At 44.5% G+C, this 22,625-nt stretch carries 20 protein-coding genes; 6 read left to right on the top strand and 14 right to left on the bottom strand.

The genetic code is table 11. The features are described from left to right. Window positions 1-129 precede the first annotated feature (129 nt). Window positions 130-690, top strand: coding sequence for a nitroreductase family protein (locus tag NTX75_16670; protein ID MCX5817849.1), 561 nt, complete (start codon window positions 130-132; stop codon window positions 688-690). 60 nt (window positions 691-750) lie between these two features. Here NTX75_16670 and aspA read toward each other — a convergent pair whose 3' ends face one another. Further along, window positions 751-2,163 carry an aspartate ammonia-lyase gene (gene aspA, locus NTX75_16665; protein MCX5817848.1) on the bottom strand — a complete coding sequence of 471 codons (1,413 nt, stop codon included), beginning with the start codon at window positions 2,161-2,163 and terminating at the stop codon, window positions 751-753. A 142-nt stretch (window positions 2,164-2,305) separates the two neighbouring features. On the opposite strand from aspA, the gene NTX75_16660 reads away from it, so the two are divergent. Next, the gene (locus NTX75_16660; protein MCX5817847.1) at window positions 2,306-4,168 is read left to right on the top strand and encodes a GNAT family N-acetyltransferase; all 1,863 of its coding nucleotides are present in this window, start codon (window positions 2,306-2,308) and stop codon (window positions 4,166-4,168) included. Between the two features lie 11 nt (window positions 4,169-4,179). Here NTX75_16660 and NTX75_16655 read toward each other — a convergent pair whose 3' ends face one another. The 9 genes from NTX75_16655 to NTX75_16615 all read right to left on the bottom strand — a co-directional run bounded on the left by NTX75_16655 (window position 4,180) and on the right by NTX75_16615 (window position 14,651). Then, the gene (locus NTX75_16655) at window positions 4,180-6,252 is read right to left on the bottom strand and encodes a PAS domain S-box protein (protein ID MCX5817846.1); all 2,073 of its coding nucleotides are present in this window, start codon (window positions 6,250-6,252) and stop codon (window positions 4,180-4,182) included. Window positions 6,253-6,456: 204 nt separating this feature from the next. After that, on the bottom strand, window positions 6,457-7,098 hold the full coding sequence (locus NTX75_16650) for a CBS and ACT domain-containing protein (GenBank protein ID MCX5817845.1): 642 nt from the start codon (window positions 7,096-7,098) through the stop codon (window positions 6,457-6,459). A 67-nt stretch (window positions 7,099-7,165) separates the two neighbouring features. Further along, window positions 7,166-9,124, bottom strand: coding sequence for an acetoacetate--CoA ligase (locus NTX75_16645; protein ID MCX5817844.1), 1,959 nt, complete (start codon window positions 9,122-9,124; stop codon window positions 7,166-7,168). A 95-nt stretch (window positions 9,125-9,219) separates the two neighbouring features. Beyond that, complete coding sequence (locus tag NTX75_16640) at window positions 9,220-9,924, bottom strand: ABC transporter ATP-binding protein (protein ID MCX5817843.1); 705 nt, start codon at window positions 9,922-9,924, stop codon at window positions 9,220-9,222. Continuing rightward, a complete protein-coding gene (locus tag NTX75_16635; GenBank protein ID MCX5817842.1) occupies window positions 9,924-10,676 on the bottom strand; it encodes an ABC transporter ATP-binding protein in 753 nt (250 codons plus the stop codon). The genes NTX75_16640 and NTX75_16635 overlap by 1 nt, the downstream gene beginning before the upstream one ends. Further along, complete coding sequence (locus NTX75_16630) at window positions 10,669-11,631, bottom strand: branched-chain amino acid ABC transporter permease (GenBank protein ID MCX5817841.1); 963 nt, start codon at window positions 11,629-11,631, stop codon at window positions 10,669-10,671. Before NTX75_16630 ends, NTX75_16635 begins: the two co-directional genes overlap by 8 nt. A 1-nt stretch (window position 11,632) precedes the next feature. Continuing rightward, a complete protein-coding gene (locus tag NTX75_16625) occupies window positions 11,633-12,517 on the bottom strand; it encodes a branched-chain amino acid ABC transporter permease (protein ID MCX5817840.1) in 885 nt (294 codons plus the stop codon). Between the two features lie 23 nt (window positions 12,518-12,540). Further along, a complete protein-coding gene (locus tag NTX75_16620) occupies window positions 12,541-13,785 on the bottom strand; it encodes an ABC transporter substrate-binding protein (protein MCX5817839.1) in 1,245 nt (414 codons plus the stop codon). Between the two features lie 26 nt (window positions 13,786-13,811). Then, window positions 13,812-14,651, bottom strand: coding sequence for an SDR family oxidoreductase (locus NTX75_16615; GenBank protein MCX5817838.1), 840 nt, complete (start codon window positions 14,649-14,651; stop codon window positions 13,812-13,814). Window positions 14,652-14,960: 309 nt separating this feature from the next. Here NTX75_16615 and NTX75_16610 point away from each other — a divergent pair, with 309 nt between their 5' ends. The 4 genes from NTX75_16610 (at window position 14,961) to NTX75_16595 (ending at window position 18,649) form a co-directional block, all read left to right on the top strand. Then, the gene (locus NTX75_16610) at window positions 14,961-16,400 is read left to right on the top strand and encodes a sigma 54-interacting transcriptional regulator (protein MCX5817837.1); all 1,440 of its coding nucleotides are present in this window, start codon (window positions 14,961-14,963) and stop codon (window positions 16,398-16,400) included. Window positions 16,401-16,513: 113 nt separating this feature from the next. Next, window positions 16,514-17,350 (top strand): NAD(+) diphosphatase, encoded by an 837-nt coding sequence (gene nudC / locus NTX75_16605; GenBank protein MCX5817836.1) that lies wholly within the window; start codon window positions 16,514-16,516, stop codon window positions 17,348-17,350. Window positions 17,351-17,504: 154 nt separating this feature from the next. Further along, complete coding sequence (locus NTX75_16600) at window positions 17,505-18,212, top strand: MBL fold metallo-hydrolase (GenBank protein ID MCX5817835.1); 708 nt, start codon at window positions 17,505-17,507, stop codon at window positions 18,210-18,212. Next, window positions 18,209-18,649: a hypothetical protein gene (locus NTX75_16595; GenBank protein MCX5817834.1), complete on the top strand. Its 441-nt coding sequence runs from the start codon at window positions 18,209-18,211 to the stop codon at window positions 18,647-18,649. The genes NTX75_16600 and NTX75_16595 overlap by 4 nt, the downstream gene beginning before the upstream one ends. A 15-nt stretch (window positions 18,650-18,664) precedes the next feature. Here NTX75_16595 and NTX75_16590 read toward each other — a convergent pair whose 3' ends face one another. From NTX75_16590 to NTX75_16575, 4 genes are all read right to left on the bottom strand, one after another. Beyond that, window positions 18,665-19,393, bottom strand: coding sequence for an anaerobic ribonucleoside-triphosphate reductase activating protein (locus NTX75_16590; protein ID MCX5817833.1), 729 nt, complete (start codon window positions 19,391-19,393; stop codon window positions 18,665-18,667). Then, window positions 19,374-19,637 carry a thioredoxin family protein gene (locus tag NTX75_16585; protein MCX5817832.1) on the bottom strand — a complete coding sequence of 88 codons (264 nt, stop codon included), beginning with the start codon at window positions 19,635-19,637 and terminating at the stop codon, window positions 19,374-19,376. The genes NTX75_16590 and NTX75_16585 overlap by 20 nt, the downstream gene beginning before the upstream one ends. 17 nt (window positions 19,638-19,654) lie before the next feature. Continuing rightward, window positions 19,655-21,742: an anaerobic ribonucleoside-triphosphate reductase gene (nrdD, locus tag NTX75_16580; protein ID MCX5817831.1), complete on the bottom strand. Its 2,088-nt coding sequence runs from the start codon at window positions 21,740-21,742 to the stop codon at window positions 19,655-19,657. Between the two features lie 176 nt (window positions 21,743-21,918). Continuing rightward, on the bottom strand, window positions 21,919-22,625 hold a 707-nt coding region (locus NTX75_16575; GenBank protein ID MCX5817830.1), incomplete at its 5' end, for a galactose-1-phosphate uridylyltransferase.

Raw genomic sequence — 22,625 nt, 5'->3', positions numbered from 1 at the left:
CTGCTGGGAGCACGAGACCGGGGGGGCAATACAATCCCCAATGTATAGTCTATGATAGCAAAGTGGTATAAGCCATTGTTTTATTTTTCTTGATAACTGAATTAAAACTGCACTATACTGATGTATCGTATGGATATCTTAAAAGTAATACATGAAAGACGAAGCGTCAGGAAGTATAAAAAAGACCCTGTTCCTGACGAGATAATCACCGAGATCCTCGATGCCGCGCGGTGGTCACCATCGTGGGCTAACACCCAGGTCTGCAGATACGTTGTAGTAAAAGACCAGGCAGTAAAAGAAAAACTGGCTGAGGCGCTCCCTCTGACAAACCCTGGCAGAAACGGAATTCTGGATGCACCAACTGTTATCTGCCTCTTTGCAAAGAAAGGGGTTTCCGGCTACTATAAAGGTGTTCCGGCCACCAACAAGGGGGACTGGTTCATGTTCGATGCGGGCATTGCCATGGAACATATAGTCCTTTCTGCATGGAATTTTGGTCTTGGCACTGTCCATGTAGGGCTTTTCGACGCTGACAAAGCGCAGGCAACCTTGAAGATTCCGCCAGAGTATAGTGTTGTTGAAATGATTCCCCTCGGTTACTTTGAAGATATACCAAAAGCAACTCCAAGAAAACCTCTCAGTGAGCTCGTATCCCTCGATGAATTCGGAAAACCTTACATAGCTTCATAGCATTGCAACTTATAAAAAGATCATTATGTGTAAAAGAGTAGGTTTGGTATGCAGTATTGCTTATTTATCGTGTGTATACCTTGGCTTGATCATGTTTTCCGGCGAAAGAATTTCATCCAGCTTGTCTTTTGCAAGATACCCCTTTTCCAGTACAATTTCATAGACAGACTTGTTTGTCTCAAGGGCCTCATGGGCAACCTCCGTTGATTTCTCGTAACCTATGTAGGGGTTCAGTGCCGTTGCAAGGCCAATGCTGCATTCCACGTTCTGCCTGCACTGCTCCCGGTTTGCGGTGATACCCTTCACACACCTGTCTGCAAGGGTGAAACACCCCCGTCGGAGAAAAACGAGGGAGTTGAAGAGGCTGAAGGCAATAATCGGCTCCATAACGTTGAGCTCAAGCTGACCCGCCTCTGCAGCCATGGTAATCGTCATGTCATTGCCGATAACATTAAAGGCAATCTGATTAACGACCTCGGGGATTATGGGGTTTACCTTGCCCGGCATGATCGTTGAACCAGGAGCCATGGGGGGAAGGTGGATTTCATTAAAGCCACAGCGCGGACCGGATGAAAGGAGCCTCAAATCATTACATATCTTTGACAGTTTTACGGCTACACGTTTTAATATACCGGATAACTGGACGTATACCCCTGAATCCTGCGTTGCCTCTATAAGATTCGGTGATGCCTCGAATTCAATACCTGTTAGCTTTCGCAGGTTTAAAATAGCCAGCCTTGAGTAATCGGGGTGGGCATTAATGCCTGTCCCGATAGCGGTTGCCCCGAGATTTATTTCGTGCACCAGGGCCTCGGCCTCCTTCAGCCTCTCTATATCCTCTGCTATCATGACCGCATAGGCAGAGAATTCCTGCCCCAGAGTCATAGGAACCGCATCCTGGAGTTGTGTCCTTCCCATCTTTATGATATTCATAAATTCAATCGATTTCTCCTCAAAGGCATTATAAAGGCACTGCATCGCTTCCAGCAATGCGCGAATTTTCAAAATCAATGCGAGCCGGATAGCGGTAGGATATACGTCGTTTGTGGACTGGCACATATTCACATGATTATTGGGGTGTATGATGTCGTATCGTCCCTTTTCATAACCTATAATCTCCAGGGCAAGGTTGGCAATAACCTCGTTTGCATTCATATTTGTCGATGTGCCTGCACCGCCCTGTATCATATCCACAACAAACTGGTCATGAAGTTTTCCGGAGAGTATTTCGTCACAGGCCTTTGAAACCGCTTCGATGATGCTGTCCGGTAACAGACCCAGTTTATTATTTGCCAGGGCTGCCGCTTTTTTGATATAGGCCAGGGAATGAACAAAAAGCGGGTACATGGAAATCGTTGTACCGCTGATACTGAAGTTTTCCGTGGCACGCAGTGTTTGAATACCATAGTAACATGTATCGGGTATTTCCCTTTTACCAAGCATGTCATGCTCTATGCGTTTATCTTTGTTCATATTGTTTCTCCTTTTTTTACAATTGATTCTTAAGTTTAAGTATACCATATCAATAACTTTATTGTTTAACTGCATACGAATATCTTGCATATTCCATTGAAAAACGTTTTAAAATATAGGCATTGTGAAATTAGACAGACTAATGGGTCAATACCCTGAAAAGTTTGCCCCGGAGAAGAGGGTATTCGGCAATATACATGCCGGCGACAGAATATTTATAGGCACTGCCTGCGGCGAACCCCAGTACCTTGTCCAGGCGCTCATACGTTATGTTGAATCAAATCCCAAGGCCTTTTTTGATGCAGAGATACTCCACATATGGTCTCTCGGTGTAGCCCCCTATACACAGGAAAAATTTAAGTATAATTTCCGCCACAACTCCTTTTTCATCGGAGATAATACGCGTGAGCCGGTAAACAAGGGTCTTGCCGATTATACACCTATATTCCTTTCCCAGGTTCCGAGGCTTCTCCGGCGAAAAAGCATCCCCATTGATATAGCGCTCATACAGACCTCATTGCCGGACGACCACGGTTTTGTGAGCCTTGGCGTGAGTGTTGATATAGTAAAAACAGCAGTGGAAAACGCACGCCTTGTCATTGCCCAGATAAACACCCACATGCCACGCGTCCACGGTGATACCTTTGTTAATGTTAAAGACATTGATTTTATAGTGCCTTACGATGAACTCCTTCTTGAGTTTGAATCAAGCATACCAGGTGAGATCGCCGAACGGATAGGAAAACATGTTGCCCGCATCGTTGAAGATGGGGATACCATCCAGGTAGGTTACGGGAGCATCCCTAATGCGATCCTTTCAAACCTGTCGTCAAAAAAGGACCTTGGGGTTCATACAGAACTCTTTACCGAAGGTATCGCAGAACTGATGAAAAACGGTGTTGTTACAAACAGTAAAAAGACTATTGACCGTGATAAAACCGTTGCCTCCTTTTGCATGGGGAAAAAGCAAACATACGATTTTATCCATGACAACCCGTGTATCGAATTCAGGTCAATCGACTATACAAACAATCCGGCTATCATATCTCAGATCAGAAATATTGTTGCCATCAACAGCGCCCTCGAAATTGACCTTACCGGCCAGGCTACGGCAGAATCAATAGGCAGGACCTTTTACAGCGGTATCGGTGGGCAGGCAGACTTCATGAGGGGCGCCGCCCTCACGCCGGGAGGCAAGACAATACTTGTCCTTCAATCCACGGCCCAGGACGAAACAGTTTCGAGGATAGTTCCGTTTCTTAAAGAAGGGGCAGGCGTGACATTAACGAGAGGGGATATACATTACGTTGTCACAGAATACGGTATTGCCTACATCCATGGCAAAAACATCAGAGAACGGGCAATGTCGCTCATCTCCATTGCACATCCCAAGTTTCAGCCCTGGCTCGTTGAAGAAGCGCGGAAACTTTCTCTCGTTTATAAGGACCAGGCATACATAGCCGGAAAGGGGGGCGAATATCCCGAAGACCTGGAAACTTACAGGACGACGAAGGCGGGGCTTAAAATCTTTCTCCGACCTGTAAAAATCAGCGACGAGCCTCTCCTCAAAGATTTTTTTTATTCCCTTTCCGAGTCAACGATATACAAACGGTTCATATCTGCCCGGAAGAATATGCCCCATGAAAAACTGCAGGAATTTTTTGTTGTTATCGATTATACAAAACAGATGGTTATCCTCGCCGTGCTCGAACACCAAGGGAGAGAGGTCATTGCCGCGGTGGGCCAGTTTAGAGGCAATGAAGGAAGTCATACTGCTGAGGTTGCGTTAATGGTACAGGATGAGTATCAGAATCAGGGCATCGGGACTGAACTTCTCACACATCTCACATACATCGCAAAAAAACAGGGTCTACTCGGCTTTTCTGCAGAAGTTTTAAAGGAAAACAGGATGATGCTCCACCTTTTTGAAAAAATGGGTTTCAATATTCAAAGGGAGACGCTCCCGGAAGTCTACACGTTAAAGCTCATGTTCCGGGAAGTATAAGGATTGGAAAATCACTCGCCCTGATATACCGCTATATGGTTCCGACCAAGCTTTTTTGCCTTGTACAGAGTATTCACGGCCTTAGAAAGCAGTGTTACAGGGTCCATCGCCCCGTCTACCTGGATGATACCCATACTGATATCCATTTTAAATTTCTCATAATCTACAGTAAATTCATGCTGATTTACTGTACGCTGTATCCTCTCGGCAGCCAACTTTGCTTCAGCCATGCTTACACCCCTGAAGAGTATTACAAACTCATCGCCCCCGAACCTGTATACGCTATCACCTCCACGTAAGGCATTCTTTAGCATCTTTGCCGCGGCGATCAACAACTCGTCGCCTGCAATATGACCTAATTTTGCGTTAATATCCTTGAAGCCGTCGAGGTCTGTGAAAAGCAGTGCGCTTAGCCCTCCCCTTTTCTTTCCTTTTTTGGCAAGCTCTATTGCCTGCCGCAGTGCTTCCTCCATGGAGTGTCTGTTCGGGAGCCCTGTGAGAAAATCATAACTTGAAATATAGAGAAGTTTTCTCTCGTTCTTCTTCAATTCAGTCAAGTCCTGGCAAAAAATTACCGATTCTCCCGAACTTAATTTCACCGGGAAAAAGTCAACAATCTTTTGTGTCCCGTTCTTACATGTAACGGTAAGGACCCACGGTTCTTTTTTCCCCTTAATAGGATCCTCCATATCTTTAATCCAGTTTCCAATTACGTCGTGCCGGTATTCAGATTCAGGAAAGGCCTTTCTGAACCAGGACTTTCCATCGGGTATTTCTTCATGTTTGTAACCAAATAATTCTATGAAGTTGGGATTCAGATATTTCAAAACCCCGTTTTTATCCACCAGCATAATTCCAAAGGGGGCGTTTTCAGATAAGGTTTGAAATTTCTCTCTTTCATTAAGAACGTTCTGCTCTATCTGCTTACGCTGTGTAATGTCGCGTATTATCGCAATTGAATGACATTTATCCCTGATATGAACCGCTGTGATCGAAACCTCAACAGGGAATAAAGTGCCGTCATTTTTTAATGCGGGCTGTTCAATGATATTACCCGAAACACTACATTGACATGTTTCCTTGTATGTTTTTATTTTGTTCTCGAAGATTTCCCGGACCTCCGGTGAGGGCATGAAATCCCAGAGTTCTTTTCCGATAGCATCAGTAGTGGGAAGACCAAACATTCTCTCCGCTGCCTCATTCCAGAAATTAGTCCTACCCCTGTCGTCAACCATCACGATGGCGTCCTGGGCAAGCATAGTCAATACCTTAAACATTTCTTCGCTTACCCTGAGGTCTTCTTCTGTAAGTTTCCAACCGGTAATATCCTCCTGGATGTAAACAAAATGTCCAATCTGCCCCTTGGAATCCTTTACAGGAAAAATGGATACTGAGGCCCAGTAACACTCACCGTCTTTTTTTCTGTTCGCAAGCTTTCCCTGCCACTCATTTCCTGATTTAATAGAGTTCCACAAACTGGTATATGCCTCGGTGTCAACTTCATCGGACTTTAATATGGCGAGCGTTTTCCCGATCGCTTCTTCTTTTGAATAGCCGGTAATCCCGGAAAATTTCGGATTCGAATATTCAATGTTGCCCTTTGAGTCTGTGATGATAACAATATCAGGACCATGCTCAACGGCAAGATAAAATTCCATAATATGCTCATTCTGCTGCTCAATTTTCCTTCTGAGCATCACCATATCTGCACATTTTCTGACTGCAGCAAGCAACTTTTCTTTTTCTAAGGGCTTAAGGACATAGTGGCTGATTCCTGTATCAATGGATTCAATGAGGTAATTCAAATCATTCCGAGCTACTGTCATAATGATGTGCGTATCATCATGAACCGCCTTGATCTTCTGTACCAATTCAATCCCGTTCATATACGGCAACGTTAAATTTGTTACTACTATTTCAGGCTTGTGCTCTCTGAAAAGTGCAAGACCCTCATTTCCATCTTTGGCAAGGTACAGTTTCTTAACGTGCTTACTTATCATCTCGGCAAATTTTTCTCTTTTGACACTCTCGTTTTCCACAAATAAAACCGAGACATCTAATTTATTCTGGACTTTATAATCCATGTTTTACCTCTTTAGTAAATTTAGCCCTTCAGGCATATGTAATGTTTTCATAACATTTATACACCATTTATATAAATTTATATAATAATATAACGCATCAATAAAGATATTTTTCTATGATTTTCTTGCAGGGGAACAGCAAAAAGCCACTCCTGACAATTCAGGGATGCAACTAAAGAATAGTTCAGAGAGCGGGCTGTTCAATTACATGAAGGGCATACCAAACAGCTCTTTTATTTCTTTGCTGGCTGCATCAATATTGCCTTTTGCGCCTTTTGTCCTTACCACAACACGTTTATACCCTTTTTGTGCCCCTTCGTAAGTTGTAAGAACACTGTCGAGGGTAAACCCGTGTTTTCTGAGAACATCGAGGACTTCGCCTGTTACGCCCAGTTTATCTTTAAGAACCACGTAGAACCTGTTGCCGCCCTGCCGCACACCTGTGATATCAACGAGAACACGGAACAGGTCTTTATCAGATATAATACCAATCAACTTATCTTTATCCACAACAGGCAGACATCCGATATTTTTGTCATACATCGTCATAGCGGCTTCCTCTATAGGCATATCAGGCGCAGCGGTAATGACATTTTTCACCATAATCTTTATGACCTTTGTCGTAAACAGGATATAATTCAGTTCGTGAATATCAAAGGTCGAAACCTTTGAAGGAGTATAGTCCTTTATATCTCTGTCCGATAAAATACCGACTATCTTGTTGCCGTCTTTTACTACCGGGAGGTGTTTGACCTTTTTTTCTTTTAATAATTTTATAGCGTCCGAAACACTATCGTTCTGTGTCACCGTATACACCTTCTTTGTCATCCAATCAGATACAAACATATATACCTCCTATATTAGCTCATAGCTAACTGCTGATGGCTAAGGGCTGTTGTCTCTCATTCTGTGTTTATTTTTGCACCACGGACAGGATATCCTCAAAATAATCAAGTGACTTAGGGTTGACCAGGGCATCTCTGTTGGTAACCGGCCTGCCGTTAATGATATTTGTTATAGCGCTCTCCACCTTCTTCATGTTGAATGTATATGGTATATCGGGGACATCGATAATGAGAGCGGGGACATGCCGCGGGGATGCCTTATCCCTGAGGGCCTTTTTAATCCTGTCCTTCAATTCATCGCTCAGGGTTGCCCCGGAAGAAAGCTTTACAAAAAGGAGGACACGCTGGTCATTTTCCCAGTTCTGTCCTATAGCTACACAATCGGCTATTTCACCAAATCCATCGACAATGTTGTAAATTTCAGCCGTACCTATACGAACCCCCGATGGTTTTAATATGGCATCGGAACGCCCGAAGAAGGTAATGCCACGGGTATCACTGTAAATCTCCACATAATCTCCATGTCTCCATATATTCGGGTATACTGAAAAGTATGCATCATTATATTTCTTATGTTCCGGGTCGTTCCAGAAATAGAGAGGCATGGAAGGGGCTGGTGCTTCGCAGACAAGCTCCCCCTGTTTGTCGTAAACCGGTTTTCCCTTTTCGTCGTATGCTTTTATTTTCATTCCCAGTGCAGGCGCCTGCAGTTGCCCGGCATAGACGGGAATGGTCGGGGACCCTGCTGCAAAACAACCGTTTATATCGGTGCCGCCTGAGATGGAATGAAAATGGACGTCGTTCTTTATATACTGATACACGTACTCGAACCCTTCCGCAGAAAGGGCGGAACCGGTCTGACAGATCTCTTTGAGTGTGCTGAGGTCGAACAATTCCTTTGGTTTAAAACCCTGCCCTTTAAGCATATTAATATACGTTGCGCTTGTCCCGAAAATGGTTATCTTCTCATCATCTATCAGTTTCCACATGGCACCTGTATCCGGGTATCCGGGGTTTCCGTCAAAAAGGACAATCTTTGCACCAATAGCAAGTGAACTTATAAGCCAGTTCCACATCATCCAGCTTGGCGCTGTCATATAAATAATCGTATCCTCCCTCTTTAAGTCTGAATGGAGGATCAGCTCTTTCATGTGGTTGATCAGTATCCCGCCAACACTCTGTACCATGCACTTTGGTTTGCCTGTTGTCCCTGAGGAAAACATGATATACACAGGATGATCAAAGGGCACCTGCTCAAAAACAATATCATCGCTCTTTCCAATGGCCAGAAAATCCTTGTAAAGAACAGCATCAGGAATACCAGTGATGTCCGGTTTTTCATTGACGTAGGAAACAACAACTACCTTCTTTATTGACGGTACTGCCGCTACAACTTCCTTAACATCGGCGAGCATATGGAATGGTTTGTTTTTGTAAAGGTATCCATCGACCGTAAACAGGATTTTCGGCTCTATCTGGCTGAAGCGGTCGATAACTGCCTGCATCCCGAGTTCTGATCCGCAGGATGCCCATGTAGCGCCAATACTTGTCGTAGCGAGCATTGCAATTGCTGTTTCGCTCATGTTCGGCATATATCCTACGACCCTGTCACCCTTCTTCACGCCCTGTTCCTTCAAAGAACTGGCAAGTCTGCCAACAGTCTTATAAAGCTCTTCATAGGTTATGCGCACTGACGGCTTTGTTTCACATTTAAAAACAAAAGCAACCTCTTTGTCCCTGTATCTGAGAAGGTTTTCGGCAAAGTTTAATTCTGCACCTGTAAACCATTGTGTGCCAGGGAATTTTTTAAGGTCATCCACTACTTTTTCATACTTTTTAGATGCCTTAATATCAACAAAATCCCATACACTTGCCCAGAAATCAGCTATATTGTCAACTGACCAGTCATAGAGATCGAAATAACCGGTTAATTGTTTGTTGAACCGTTTGTTTATGAACTCTACGAATTTTGTCATATTTGCATTTTTTATTCTTTTTTCAGATGGTTTCCAAAGGGGTTGCTTCATGTTTTTCCTCCAAATACAATGCCCTTCGATGCTGGATTTTAAATACTGGATTCTGGTTCAAACCAGTATCGAGTATCCGGTATCGAGAAGCATGTTTATATCATCAAGTAATTCCGTTTTACCTCTTCGTTTGCACTCAGTTCCTGGATGCTTCCGTGATATCTGATCCTTCCTCTGTCAATCACATAGGCCCTGTCGGCGATAGCAAGGGAGAACTTTACATTCTGTTCTGCAAAAAGGATCGTGACCCCTATCTCTTTAAGTTTCAGAAGCCTGTCGGCAAAATCCCTGACAACGAGAGGGGCCAATCCCTCTACGGGCTCATCAAGGAGAATCAACTCCGGGTTGCCCATCAGCGTTCTTCCGATGGTAAGCATCTGTTGTTCGCCGCCGCTTAGATAACCGCCGAGGTGCTTTTCTAATATTTTAAGCTTAGGGAAAATCTCATAGATCCTCTCTACAGTCCATGGCTCACCCTTAAAATGCTCAGATTTTTTTATAGCGACTTCAAGATTCTGGCGGACAGTCAGATCAGGAAAGATTAACCTGTTGTCCGGGACATACCCCATCCCTTTCTGTGCAATTTTATAGGGCGGTTTTCCTGTCATATCCTCGCCATAGAACTTCATGTCTCCGGTTTTGGGCGGGGTAAGACCCATGATACTCCTCATGGTCGTTGATTTGCCGGCGCCGTTTCTCCCCAGGAGACAGACAAGCTCACCGCTTTTCACCTGCAAAGACACGTCGAAAAGGATATGACTTGTACCATAAAACGTATTAATATTATTGACTTCCAGTATCATATCTCCTCACCAAGATAACATGCTTGAGCTTCTTTGTTCTGTCTTACCTCTTCCGGAGTACCTTCGGCAACGAGAATCCCTTGATGCAGCACGGAAAGTTTCTGAGCATAGCCGAAAATCACCGAGATATCATGTTCGGTAAAAAGGATGCTCAAGCCAATGTCCTTGTTAAGACGCTTCACGAGTTCCATCGTTTCGTGGGTTTCTTCCGATGACATCCCTGCCGTAGGTTCGTCGAGAAGAAGAAGGTCGGGCTTGCTTGCCAGTGCCAGTGCCAATTCCAGTTTTTTCTTGTCACCCTGTGAAAGTATCCCCGCCTCGGTGTTTCTGAAGCCGGAAAGACCGGTGGTTTCGAGGAGGCCAAGGGTTTCGTCCTTTGCAAGCCTTTCTGCAGGGGTAAAAAAATTCAGGGTCCTTTTCTGCTGTGCGAGAATTGATTGCCGTACGTTTTCATAAGTTGTAAGTTTTGGATAGATGTTGCTTACCTGGAATGCCCGAGTAATGCCAATCCTGGCGATCTTGTGACGCGCCCAGTTTGTAATCTCCTTACCCCTGAAGTAGACATTGCCACCGCTGACCGTATGATAACCGGTAACGAGGTTGAAGAAGGTGCTTTTTCCTGCCCCGTTAGGGCCGATTATTGCAGCAATCTGGCCCCTGTTCAACTGGTAGTTCACATCGGTCAATACCTGGTACTTAAAGAAAGACTTGCTCAGATGATCTGTTTTTAAAATGACACCATCATTCATTTTTCACATCTCCCACGTTTCTGGGACTGAAATAACCCTTTGATTTGATAATCCCGAAAAGGCCGCCCGGCATCAAAAGAACAACTATTATCATTACCAGACCGCTCACCAGGGGCCAGTATTCTGTAAATCCTGTTACAAAGGCATTGAGAAAGGTGAAGATGACTGAGCCGATCATAGGACCCAGAAAATGATGGGGACCACCCATGACTGCCATAAAGACCGGATGACCGGAATTTTGCCAACTGCATAAATCCGGTGCAACACTCCTGTTAAAGGGACCCCAGAGTGCTCCAGCCAGTCCGCAGAACATTCCGGAGATGACAAAATTGATCAGCATATACCGCTGTACGTTGATGCCAATAAACTCCGTCCGCTCTGTATTGTCTCTTATGGCCTTCATCGTATACCCGAAGGGCGACTCAGTGATAATATAGAGGAGAATCATGCCGATGGTTACCACAGCGAGCGAGAAATAATAATATGCATTTGCCTTGAACAGCCACACCGGGGGGTTGATCCCCTGGAGACCATTATCTCCCCCCGTGAAAGAGTACCATTGGAAGATGATGAAGAATACAAACTGCCCAAAGGCCATTGTGAGAATCGCAAAGTAAATACCCCTCAGTTTGACACAGAAGTATCCAAGAATCAGCGCCCCGATCCCTGCAGTTATCATGGAAGCGGGCAGACACACAAATAGCGGCCATTGGAGCTTTACCATGAGGAGCCCTGTCGTATAAGCGCCTATCCCGTAATATGCCGCCTGCCCGAAGCTTAACTGCCCCATATACCCGAAGATCAGGTTGAAGGCTGATGCAAAGAGACCGAGTATGAGGATCTCAGTAAAGACATGAACCCAGAATTCAGTGACCACCAACGGCAGAATAAGCGCTACAAGGAAGAGGCCTGCATGGAGCCGGAATCGTTTTAGAAAACTATTTTTCTTGTCCATATTATGCCCTCAACGGTGTTCCAAAGAGTCCCCACGGCCTTACAATGAGAATTGCTGCAGTAATAACGAAGATGAGAACCATTGCGCCGTCAGGCCAGTAGAGAATCGCAAAGGAGAAAACTTCACCGACTATGAGTGACCCCACCAGTGTCCCCATGAGGCTGCCAAAGCCCCCGATAACTACAACGCAGAAGGCCTGGATGATGATATTGGTATCCATACCCAGCGTCACCGAACCGATTGCCGACTGGACACCTCCAGCCAATCCTGCAATGAAAATTCCCAATGTAAAGACCCAGGTATAGATCTTCGGGATAGGGATCCCGAGGGCGCCCACCATCTCCCTGCTGAAAACAGCCGCCTTAACTATGTGGCCGTATTTTGTGTATTTCAAAAACCACCAGAGCCCTATAGCTACAGCAAAACCTATGAGGATCACAAAGATAAAATATGAATCGATGGGGGCTCCGAAAAGATGAATGGGTTTTTGAATGATGGAGGGACGGACAATGAGTCTGTCCGTCGGCCCCCATATGATCTTAATTAAATCGCCAAGGATTAACGCCATGGCATAGGTGATGAGGAGTTGCTCATGGAGTTCTCTCTTATATATCCTTTTGATAAGAACAACCTCGCAAACCCACCCGAAGGCTGCCGTTGCCAGTGCAGCAAGCGGGATGCTGACCCACAGGGCAAACTGGTGCGCCTCCATCAAGCTCCAGAAGGTGAAACATATATACGCACCGATCAACCAGAATGTAGCGTGGGCAAAATTGAGGATGTTCATTACGCCAAAGATAAGAGAGAGTCCTGACGCAACGAGGAACAGCATCAAACCATAGGTCAAACCGCTCATGAACTGCGAAAACAGAAAAGTTAATTCCATAGGATTTACCCTTTTATGTTACGTTATTTTTTCTCGGCCTGTCTTGCAGCTACAATTTCAGCCTCCGGGCGTTCGCTGTCAGCAGCCTTAATCTCTATAAGCTCTGCGAGGATCGGGAATGGATATTTCGGGTCATCTCTCACAATACCCACATAAGAGGAGCAACGAAGCTGGTTATCAATAGGTCTGAACTGGAGTTTGCCCCTGGTCAGGTCCACAGCAAGACCTTTCATTGCATCTTTTACCTTGTCGTTGTCGATTGAGCCTGCTTTTTCAACACCCTGTTTCAACGCATAGACTGCATCATAACCCATTACTGCCCAGTCGCTGGGATACTTACCTTTGTATTTCGCCCTGTAGTTTTTCACGAAGTTTGCCATCATGGGTATATCCATGTGGGCGAAGAAGGGCGCACGGCTGATTGCTACGAGACCCCGCGGCATTGTCTTTGCTTCGGTGATTAGTTCTGTTACGCTCTGCATGCTCCCCACATAGGGTATTTTGTCAAAAAAACCGTAGGGTTTTGCTTGTTCGGTAAAGGTCACATTATCCTTGGAGGCAAGACATGCGTATACAAAATCAGGCTTCATGGACATAATGCTTGTGACAAAGGAGGCAAACTGGGTCTCTCCGAGTTTCGGCCATAATTCCTTTTTCACTTTCAGAAAAGGTGCAACCTTTTTAAGGTCTGTCACAACTTCTTCCTGTGTAGATCTCCCCCATTCATAGTCTGAGGCAAGGGTCACATATTCCTTCCATCCTTTCTTTTTTGCCAGCTGGGCAACGGCGTAGGACGCTGCTTTTGCCTGCATGTAACTGTTCGGCACAACCTGGAAGGTATAGGGACTGTAGTTAATCTTTGTAATATTTTCCGAGTTGCTGATGGCTGCGATGTGGATTACCTTATATTCTCTGCAGATTGGTTTTACCGCAACGGCTACTGCGCTTGAGTAATCATTGATGACTGCACGGACTTTATCCCGCAGAATAAGGTCTTTTACGGTCCGGACGCCCACATCAGGCTTTGTCTGGGTATCCTGCTGGAAAAGTTTTACGGGGTATTTCCCCAAAAATCCGCCTTTAGCGTTAATTTCATCTACTGCAACCTGGATGCCTTCCATCTGGTCTTTGCTGTAGAGTGTTCCTGTGCCGGTAAAACCGAGTGCAACACCAAGGTTATAAGGGTCTGCGGCCTGTATGCTGCTTACGCAGAAAATTCCGGCCATCAATAAAACAAAAACACCAATAAATACTTTTCTGAACTTCATAACTCCCTCCTTTTATTTTTTTAACGTTAATATGTAAGGACTACCCCACCGTCGAACAATAAGTCTCCTCCGACAAGATAATTGGAGTAGCGCGAAAAGCCGAATATAAACAAATTTGCTGCCTCAATGGGTGACATCATCTCCTTCACCCTTGATTTCCCCAACATTACGTCATGAACAACCTCATCAGTTGTAATGCCTCGCTGTTTCGCCTGGGAAGGAATCTGCCCCAGTGCAAGATTAGTTTTCACAAAGCCGGTACTCACTGAAAAAGAACGGATATTCCCGTTTCCTTCTGCTGCAATTGACTGACTGAGCGCCCTCATGGCAAATTTTGTAATATTGTATACCGGTTTGTTGAGCGTGCTGATATGGCCATGAATGGAAGACATGTTTCCAATGGCGCCTGTTCCTTCGCTGCTTCTTTTTATATGGGGAATAATCAGTTTTGATAGATAGAAGGGTGTACGAACCATGAGACTCATCATGAGATCGTATTTTACCATGGGGAAATTTTCTATTGAGTCGATATGCTGGATACCGGCGATATTTGCAAGATATTTAATAGAACCAATCTTTGCAGCCTCTCGTACTGCATTTTCAATATCTTCGTCTTTGGTGAGGTCGGTTTTTATAAAGGCCATTTCGCCGCCCATCTTCCGGATCATTTTTTCTGTATTCCTTCCCTCGTTTTCATCAATATCAAGTCCTACGGCAATCAGATTATTAGCAGCAGCAGCTATCGCAGTAGCCCTTCCGATACCGCTCCCCACCCCTGTGATGATGCACACGTTATGGGGATTAAAATTATCGTCAATCAAAACAAGTATATCTTCCTGTTTGATTTTTGGTTCTTTAATCTTCATGGTCTGTCCCTGTCTGTCCCTTTTTTTTATTTTGTTTTTGGATACAATAATTATAGCAACTTTTATGCCAATTGGTTATTGCCAATTACGCAAAAATGAACTTAATGGTCATTGTGAGGAGTGCACCGAAGCTGCAATTTAATAATATCAATATGTTACCTTAAATCGGGGCCCCTCACTTCGTGGCGGAATGACAAAGAAGAGGGGGTAGCGAACACATGTTTGATGATTGTTTAAGGTAAATAGTTGTTGCAAATTTGCTACATGTAGTGTATCAGATAAAGTATATTATATACAAAAGGAGAACATATGGGCAAAACAATTTTCCTGGAGAATTCAGGAGAAAAAAAACGCGACCTCTATTCATATTTTCTCAGTTTGAAAGATACAGCAAGTCAGTTAGAACTTTTTAAGCTCATACTGGACAGTATTCATAACGGCGCAATAATAACCGATCCGGACGGATACATCCTTTATTTCAACAAACCCTATGGTGAGTTTCTCGGTATAAACCCTGAAGAGCAGATAGGAAAACATACAACAGAGGTTGTGGAAAACAGCCGTATGCACATTGTGGCAAAGACAGGAAAACCGGAAATCATGGAGCTTCACAGAATAAAAGGTCAGGAGATGGTGGTGCAGCGCATCCCCATTAAGAAAGATGGAAAAATCATCGCTGTATTCGGGCAGGTCATGTTTAAAGATGTCCGTGATGTGAGCAAGCTTGCAAAAAAATTGTGCATTCTTGAATCAAAGGTGCAACACTATGAGCAGGAGCTTATCTCTCTTCGTTCCACCAGATATACCTTTGAGAGCATTATCGGTGTGAGCAATTCCATGAAGCTCCTGAAGGAAGCTGCCCATAAGGCAGCATCTACCGACCTTCCCGTGCTGATTACCGGTGAATCAGGTACGGGGAAAGAGATGTTTGCCCAGGCCATACATAATGCCAGTAACCGCAGGCTCTATCCTTTTGTAAGGATTAACTGCTCTGCAATTCCAAAAGATCTCCTTGAATCAGAACTCTTTGGTTATGAAAAGGGCGCTTTTACAGGGGCAAGGGACTGCGGAAAGCCCGGCAAATTTGAACTTGCCCACCATGGTTCAATCTTTCTCGATGAAATTGGCGACCTTCCCCCTGAAATCCAGCCAAAACTTCTCCGTGTCCTTGAAGAAAAGGAATTTGAGCGCGTTGGAGGCACTTCATATATCAATTCTAATTTCAGGCTTATTGCAGCAAGTAACCAGAATCTCGAAGTAATGGTAGAAAACGGAAAATTCCGAAAAGACCTTTTTTACCGTTTGAATGTAATACGGCTTCATATCCCGCCCTTGAAAGAGCGAAAAGACGCCATACTCCCCCTTGCTCACACTATAATAAAGCAGATGTGTAAAGAATTTCTCCGTCCGGTGTTAACAATTGATAAAGATGTGGAAGACACCTTTGTAAATTACGAATGGCCAGGGAATGTGAGGGAACTTTATAATGTTCTTGGACGGGCGCTGTCTCTCAATGACGGGGACACAATCCAGCTTTCCGATCTGCCTTTCTATCTGCTGGACAGGAAGACGATTTTACAGGCTACGGCCGATGCATCGCTGAGAAATATCACCTTCTCGGCCGAGAAGGATGCCATTATGGATGCCCTCTCCGCTTCAAACAACAACAAGGCGCGTGCTGCAGATTTGCTGGGCATTCACAGGACACTCCTCTACAAAAAGATGAAGAGATATAAAATCAACACATGAAAAATCATTGCCCTTAATGCCATAATTTTAAGTGTAACCGATTTGATACACCATGCGCATAGCCTGCCCTTTGCTTGACTTTGTTTTATGAAACAGATAAAGTTCTCTCAATTATGACAGAGACATTTATCTCATCGGTGATATCTCCTGCGAAAAAGGATGACCCCGCCCTCTGGTTTATTGTATGCGGAAAAAAACTGCTGGTGAATGTGGAAGACGGCAGGGTATCGATTCCAGTACTCGTTGATATAAGCGAGTTGGGATTTGTACCTCTCCGTGAGTTCTATCTGGGAACACATTATGGGCAGCATTGTTATACCGCTGAAATCGGAGAAACAGCAGAAATACCTGAAAGAATGGCTCTCCACGGCATATGGGGAATATTTAATCACTTAGACGAAGACCTCTTCAAAGTAACCTTAGGGGCTGTCCACATCATTGACTGGGACAGAACTGACCAATTCTGTATCCAGTGCGGGTCAAAAACAGAAAACAAGAGCGATGAACGTGCCAAAAAGTGTCCGGTATGCAGACATGTAAGCTTTCCGCGCATTTCCCCTGCTGTCATAGTTCTTGTTTCACGGGGCGATCGTATACTCCTTGCCCGTGCGCAGCGTTTTAAAGACGAGGAGATGTACAGCGTTCTTGCAGGCTTTGTCGAACCCGGAGAAACACTGGAAGATACTGTAAAACGGGAGATCAAAGAAGAAGTGGGCATTGACGTTAAAGATATCCGCTATTTCGGCAGTCAGCCGTGGCCCTTCCCTGACTCCCTCATGATTGCCTTTACTGCCCAATATGCCGGTGGTGATATTCGGATTGATGAGTCAGAAATTGTTGATGCACGCTGGTTTGATTGCGACAACCTCCCTCTCGTTCCTGGTAAAATCAGCGTCGCAAGAAGCATGATAGACTGGTTTATTGGAAAGGGGAAAGAGGAAAGGCAGTGAATAGTGAATAGTATCCGAAATCCGCAATCCGAAATGGGATGAAAGGGGGAGGGGAAAGATGCAGTTGAGTAAGTTGATTATGGGAAAGGGGCAAGGTAAAAGGTGAAAGGTAAAAACCTTCAGCCTTCCCCCTTCAGCCTAAATAGGTTTACATATGCGCTATTCAGGACCAATAAAGATAACAGATGAAATATATCAGGTAGGTGGCCCCACCATAAGCAGCATTAAGGATGGGATTGTATGCCTCCTCGATGTTGACGAGCTTATCCTCATCGACAGCGGTTCCGGGGCAGGCTTCGAGCATATAGTCCGGAACATTGAATCTTTTGGTTTTGATCCTGCAAAGATTACAACAATAATCCTTACCCACTGCCACGTAGACCATGCCGGTGGTGCACACCTTTTCAGATCCCATTTCGGCAGTCGTCTCATCATGCACAACCTCGACGCTGAAATTGTTGAGAGGGCCGATCCCCGCCTCACCGCAGCCTTCTGTTTCGAAATCGACTTCCAACCTCTTCCCATTGATAAAAAACTTTATGGCGAAGAAGGTAACATCCCGTGTGGCACTCAGCAAATGGTCTGGCTGCATACACCCGGCCATTCACCGGGGTCTATCTCGCTTTATCTTGACATTGGCGGGAAAAGAATCCTTTTTGTGCAGGATATCGGGGCGCCATTGCTTAAAGAATTTGATTGCGACCCCGTTGCATGGGTAAAATCCATGGACAAGTTACTCGGTGTCAATGCAGACATGTTATGTGATGGCCATTCCGGTGCCTATCATCCAAAAAAGGTTGTCAGAGAATACCTTCAATACTGTATTGACATGCAGACCCGGATGGGATACCTTGATGTGTGAACATGATACCTGGAACAAAGAATACAGCTATGCCCCCTGATGGTACGGAAAAAGATCAGAAAGGAAAATTAAAAGCATCCATAAAAAAAGGCTATAAAATGGACTCTGTTAATTTTTTTGCTGACTTCACCGATATAGGAAGGGACCTTTATACTGCTTCAGAAAGGATCAATTCCCTGTCTGACATTCTTGTATTCCTGTCCTCTTCTCCACCCTGTCCGTCATGCAGTCAATCGAAATTGATGCAGAGCGAGAGATGGAACCCCAAGGAATGGTTTCTCAAGTTTTTTGGAAGGAGGGTATTGCATTGCAGTAACTGTGGCTGGAAGAGAACGGTAAAGCTCCACCGGTGGGAATGGGAAACCATCATTACCGCTCTCGCCGTTCTTGTTGTTCTGATCATTTACTCAATACACTGGTTCTGGACAGGCAAGTAACCACAAAACCGTTATTCAGCCTTTTTTGATCTGTAAATCCTGGCTGGCGATGTTTAATTGATTCGACACGTGCTGCCTTATTTTTTGCATCTTCTCAGGTGAGAAGGGTTTGATGTCTGAAAATGCGGGATTGAGCGTATTATTAGGTTTAAATTCCTGAATAAAGAATTTTTTTGCATCCCCGATGTAATCTGCCACTTCATATATATCATCTTCTCTGTGCAGGAAGGGAACAACCGTCATCCTGAATTCGTAATCTACATTTCCCTCTAAAATAAATTGTACGCTTTCCTCGATCTTCTTCCGGTCAACGTTAACACCGCACCACCTTTTGTACCGATCAACCGGACCTTTTATGTCCATAGCGATATAATCGATCAGTCCGTCGTTAACAAGCCCTTTTATGATAGAAGGCGACGAACCGTTCGTATCGAGCTTGATCTTTATGCCTTCGATTTTTAATTGCCCTATGATGGAGAAGAGATTCATATTAATTGTGGGCTCACCGCCTGTGATGACCACACTCTCCACCCAGTTTTTGTATTTCCTTAAATGACAGACGACATACTCAAGGGGTACGTCTTCTAACCGATCCGGATGGAGTACAATACTGCTGTTATGGCAGTAGGGACACCTGAAGTTGCATCCACCGGTGAATATCACCGATGAAAGCTGCCCCTTCCAGTCAATAAAGCTTGTATCTATAAAACCTTTTATCGGGAAATCATAGTCCTTGCACGACATGCAAAACCTCTTCCACTTTGGGGACAGTGCCCCTCCATTCTCCAAGCCCGTTTTCCATCTCGTCTTCAACAAGAATCGTGGGAAGGGCCAGGACCCGGTAAAATGTCGCTTCAGCAAGGCCATCCGCTGTTTCTACGTTATAGTAATGGACATCCACATTATTTTCCTGCAAATTGTCCTTCAACCGTTTTGCCATAGGGCACATTGGACAATCATCTTTATAGAAAATTTTTACTGTACCCATTAAATCCCCCTTATATTTTATTCATTCACTGCCTTTTCCTGTTTTTCAAAGAAAAATTCATTATTTCGGTACCTGTCTTTCAACTCACCGAGCTTGCCTTTGTTCCAACTCGAAACCTTAGTAAAATAACCTGTAATTCTCGTAATACCATCAACATCTCCGGAGCCGCAGTATACACACGTATCCAAAAGACCCCTTGATGTCCTGTTACACTTGTTGCATGTGGTAAATTCCGGTGAAAAGGCTATCTGGTCGTTCGTTGTATGTTTAAATGTCTTTATAACGAAGTCCGCTATTGCTTCCTTTGACGGCTGGGCCTCACCAAGCCATACATGAGAGATCGAGCCTGCCTCTATCAGGGGATGGAAGATACCTTCATTCGTGACCCTTTCGATGGGGTTTATATGGTTTTTTACATTCAGGTGCGTGGAGTTTGTGTAATATACCTCTCCGGAAGCTACGTCACCTTTAACAACCCTCCCTGAGGCAGGCGAGAAATACCGTAAATCGAGCCTTGCGAAACGGTAACTCGTACTCTCTGCCGGCGTCTGCTCGAGGACGACCTTGATGCCTTCCTTTCTCTTGATTTTATCTGTGAGCAGGTTCATATGCGCAATGATCCTGAGACCAAACTTTAAGGCCTTCGTGGAATCATGCATCTCTTCCCCCTTATGAATCTGCACCATCTCATTGAGACCAACCATGCCGATGAGATGGGAGGCAAGGTTAAATCTCAGGTATGGCATGCCATCCCTGTTCATGGTGAGGAGGGAAAGGGGCCCGTCTTCGCCTAAGGAAAGCAGTTTTTCCAGGAAAGACCTCTTTTCTTTATGGGCCTTGACGGCAAGCTCAAACCTCTCTGAAATAAGGTTGAACAGCTTTGCATCGTCGCCATGTGCGAGGTAGGCTATCCTGGGGAGGTTCAGGGAAACGTTTTGCAGCGCACAGTATCTCATCCTCCATGGCTCTTTTGCATCGAGGAGGTCACTCTCTTCCAGTTTGAAGCTGAGTCTGCAGCATTCGGAGATTTTGGCTGTTTCGCCTCTGTCAAAAACGAAATATGTATTCCCTTTGTCGGAGGCTACATCGGAAATATGGTAGAGAAAATCCATATGACCCGGGGTATGGAAGAATTTCTCTGTAATATGAACGATTGGTTTCGGGAAGAAGAAAGGTCTTCCCGAACCGTCACCCTCTTTATAGATCTCGAATAATTTCCATGCAAACCTCTGGGCTTCTTTCTCGTATTCACCGTAGGTCTTGCCGGTAAACTTTCCACCCGGGCCTATAGCGGGCGTATCTACAAAGTGTTTTGGGATTTCCCAGTATATGTTGATATCGGAAAATATTGCCTGCCCGCCCCTTGCTACGGCCTGTTGGGAAAATTCAAATATGAGCATCTGTGCTAATTGTTTTACTTCGTCGTCGCTCATCCCTTCAAGATATGGGGCGAAAAATATATTGATTGCGTCCCAGCCTATTGCGCCTGCAAAATTGCTCTGCAATGCTGCTGAAAACTTGATGAGGTGGGCAAGGAGCACTTCAGGGTGTTTTGCGGGATTTGCCATTGAGAGGGAGTGGGGCAAATTGAGCCCGAATTTTTTAATATATTCAAGGGATTGACCGCTGCAATAGGGTCTGTCGATAAAACCGAGATCGTGTAAATGGATATCACCATTCATGTGGGCATCGGAAACATCCTGTGAGAATACGGACAGTAAGGCATACTCCTTTTTAATCCTCTCGGCGAGCGTGAGATTTGTGGCCTCCGGCCCATGGGGAACATTGGCATTTTCCTTATTCGGATGGAGAATAAGGTTGTCCACATCATAAATAGGCATACCAAGTCTTGTGTGCATCTTCCGCGAACTCTCCAATCCTTTTTCGATGAGTTTTGCGTTTACCAGTTCCCTGATAAGGGGGGCGGTCACGACCTTAATGCCTGATTTCCTTATCATTTTCTCAACTTCCCTGCTTACTTCGTTTGCCGTGTCCGAGTCGATCAGTGTTTCGCGGACCAGGGCATCGGATATTTTCGACCTGTCCCAGTCTAATATGGTTTCTTCCGATGTCCTTACAAAAAGATTTAGATCAGTTGTTTCCATTAATACCCCCTTTTCAAAATCATAAGTGCCTTTTAATGATTAAGAATTACAAAAAACAATGTATTGAATTTTATACGTATAGATAGAAATAACCCCCATATTTAGTGTGTATACAACATCTCTATACTATATATAGTGGTTTAAGTTGTCAAGAACAATTTTAAGAAAAATGAAAATTAAACCTTTTCTTCCTTCAAGGCCCTTGCAGCCTCCTCGGGAGTGGTTGGTATGACATAAAATTCATCTTCTCTTTTATATTTGGAGGTCCTGAAATCTCGGGGGAGTATTTCGATATGCCAGTGAAAATGTTCGGTAACCGGTAAATATTCCTCATCCTGAGTGTCAATCTCAACGATATTTGGCGATGAGTGTATAACAATTGTATATGCATTGGTTAATTTTTCTATTCTTTTCATTATATCTGAAAACATGCTGACAAGTTCCTGTTTTGTCCCTTCGTCATAGAGATCCTCGAAACTGCTGTCGTGAAACCTCGGCAGTATCCAAACTTCAAAGGGGAATCTCGAGGCAAATGGGCAAATAGATATGAAACTCGAATTTATGCTCACCACTCGCTTATTTTGACTCGTCTCCTGGCTTATAATATCGCAAAAAAGACACCGCTCTTTTTGCATATAATGTGTTTTTGATTGCGTAAGCTCCAATTCAATCCTCTGGGGCAGAGCAGTTGTTGCGAGGACATGGGAATGGGGGTGCAGGATATATGAGCCTGCAAGCTCACCGTGGTTCTTGAATATCTGTGTATATTTGAATCTTTTGTCCTTTTTGAGGTCGCGGATCCTCTCCTGATACATCTCCAGCAAGAGCATGTAATCCCGGTCCGTATAATCAGACATTGTTTTTGTATGAGACCTGTTTTCGA

This window comes from Pseudomonadota bacterium (assembly GCA_026388315.1).
GTDB lineage: Bacteria > Desulfobacterota > Syntrophorhabdia > Syntrophorhabdales > Syntrophorhabdaceae > MWEV01.
This window is presented reverse-complemented; position numbering and strand designations above follow the sequence as displayed.

Coding starts and splice junctions, on each gene's coding strand:
- NTX75_16670 (MCX5817849.1), top strand. CDS start 130: ATGGATATCTTAAAAGTAATACATGAAAGACGAAGCGTCAGGAAGTAT.
- aspA (MCX5817848.1), bottom strand. CDS start 2,163: ATGAACAAAGATAAACGCATAGAGCATGACATGCTTGGTAAAAGGGAA.
- NTX75_16660 (MCX5817847.1), top strand. CDS start 2,306: ATGGGTCAATACCCTGAAAAGTTTGCCCCGGAGAAGAGGGTATTCGGC.
- NTX75_16655 (MCX5817846.1), bottom strand. CDS start 6,252: ATGGATTATAAAGTCCAGAATAAATTAGATGTCTCGGTTTTATTTGTG.
- NTX75_16650 (MCX5817845.1), bottom strand. CDS start 7,098: ATGTTTGTATCTGATTGGATGACAAAGAAGGTGTATACGGTGACACAG.
- NTX75_16645 (MCX5817844.1), bottom strand. CDS start 9,124: ATGAAGCAACCCCTTTGGAAACCATCTGAAAAAAGAATAAAAAATGCA.
- NTX75_16635 (MCX5817842.1), bottom strand. CDS start 10,676: ATGAATGATGGTGTCATTTTAAAAACAGATCATCTGAGCAAGTCTTTC.
- NTX75_16630 (MCX5817841.1), bottom strand. CDS start 11,631: ATGGACAAGAAAAATAGTTTTCTAAAACGATTCCGGCTCCATGCAGGC.
- NTX75_16625 (MCX5817840.1), bottom strand. CDS start 12,517: ATGGAATTAACTTTTCTGTTTTCGCAGTTCATGAGCGGTTTGACCTAT.
- NTX75_16620 (MCX5817839.1), bottom strand. CDS start 13,785: ATGAAGTTCAGAAAAGTATTTATTGGTGTTTTTGTTTTATTGATGGCC.
- NTX75_16615 (MCX5817838.1), bottom strand. CDS start 14,651: ATGAAGATTAAAGAACCAAAAATCAAACAGGAAGATATACTTGTTTTG.
- NTX75_16610 (MCX5817837.1), top strand. CDS start 14,961: ATGGGCAAAACAATTTTCCTGGAGAATTCAGGAGAAAAAAAACGCGAC.
- nudC (MCX5817836.1), top strand. CDS start 16,514: ATGACAGAGACATTTATCTCATCGGTGATATCTCCTGCGAAAAAGGAT.
- NTX75_16600 (MCX5817835.1), top strand. CDS start 17,505: ATGCGCTATTCAGGACCAATAAAGATAACAGATGAAATATATCAGGTA.
- NTX75_16590 (MCX5817833.1), bottom strand. CDS start 19,393: ATGTCGTGCAAGGACTATGATTTCCCGATAAAAGGTTTTATAGATACA.
- NTX75_16585 (MCX5817832.1), bottom strand. CDS start 19,637: ATGGGTACAGTAAAAATTTTCTATAAAGATGATTGTCCAATGTGCCCT.
- nrdD (MCX5817831.1), bottom strand. CDS start 21,742: ATGGAAACAACTGATCTAAATCTTTTTGTAAGGACATCGGAAGAAACC.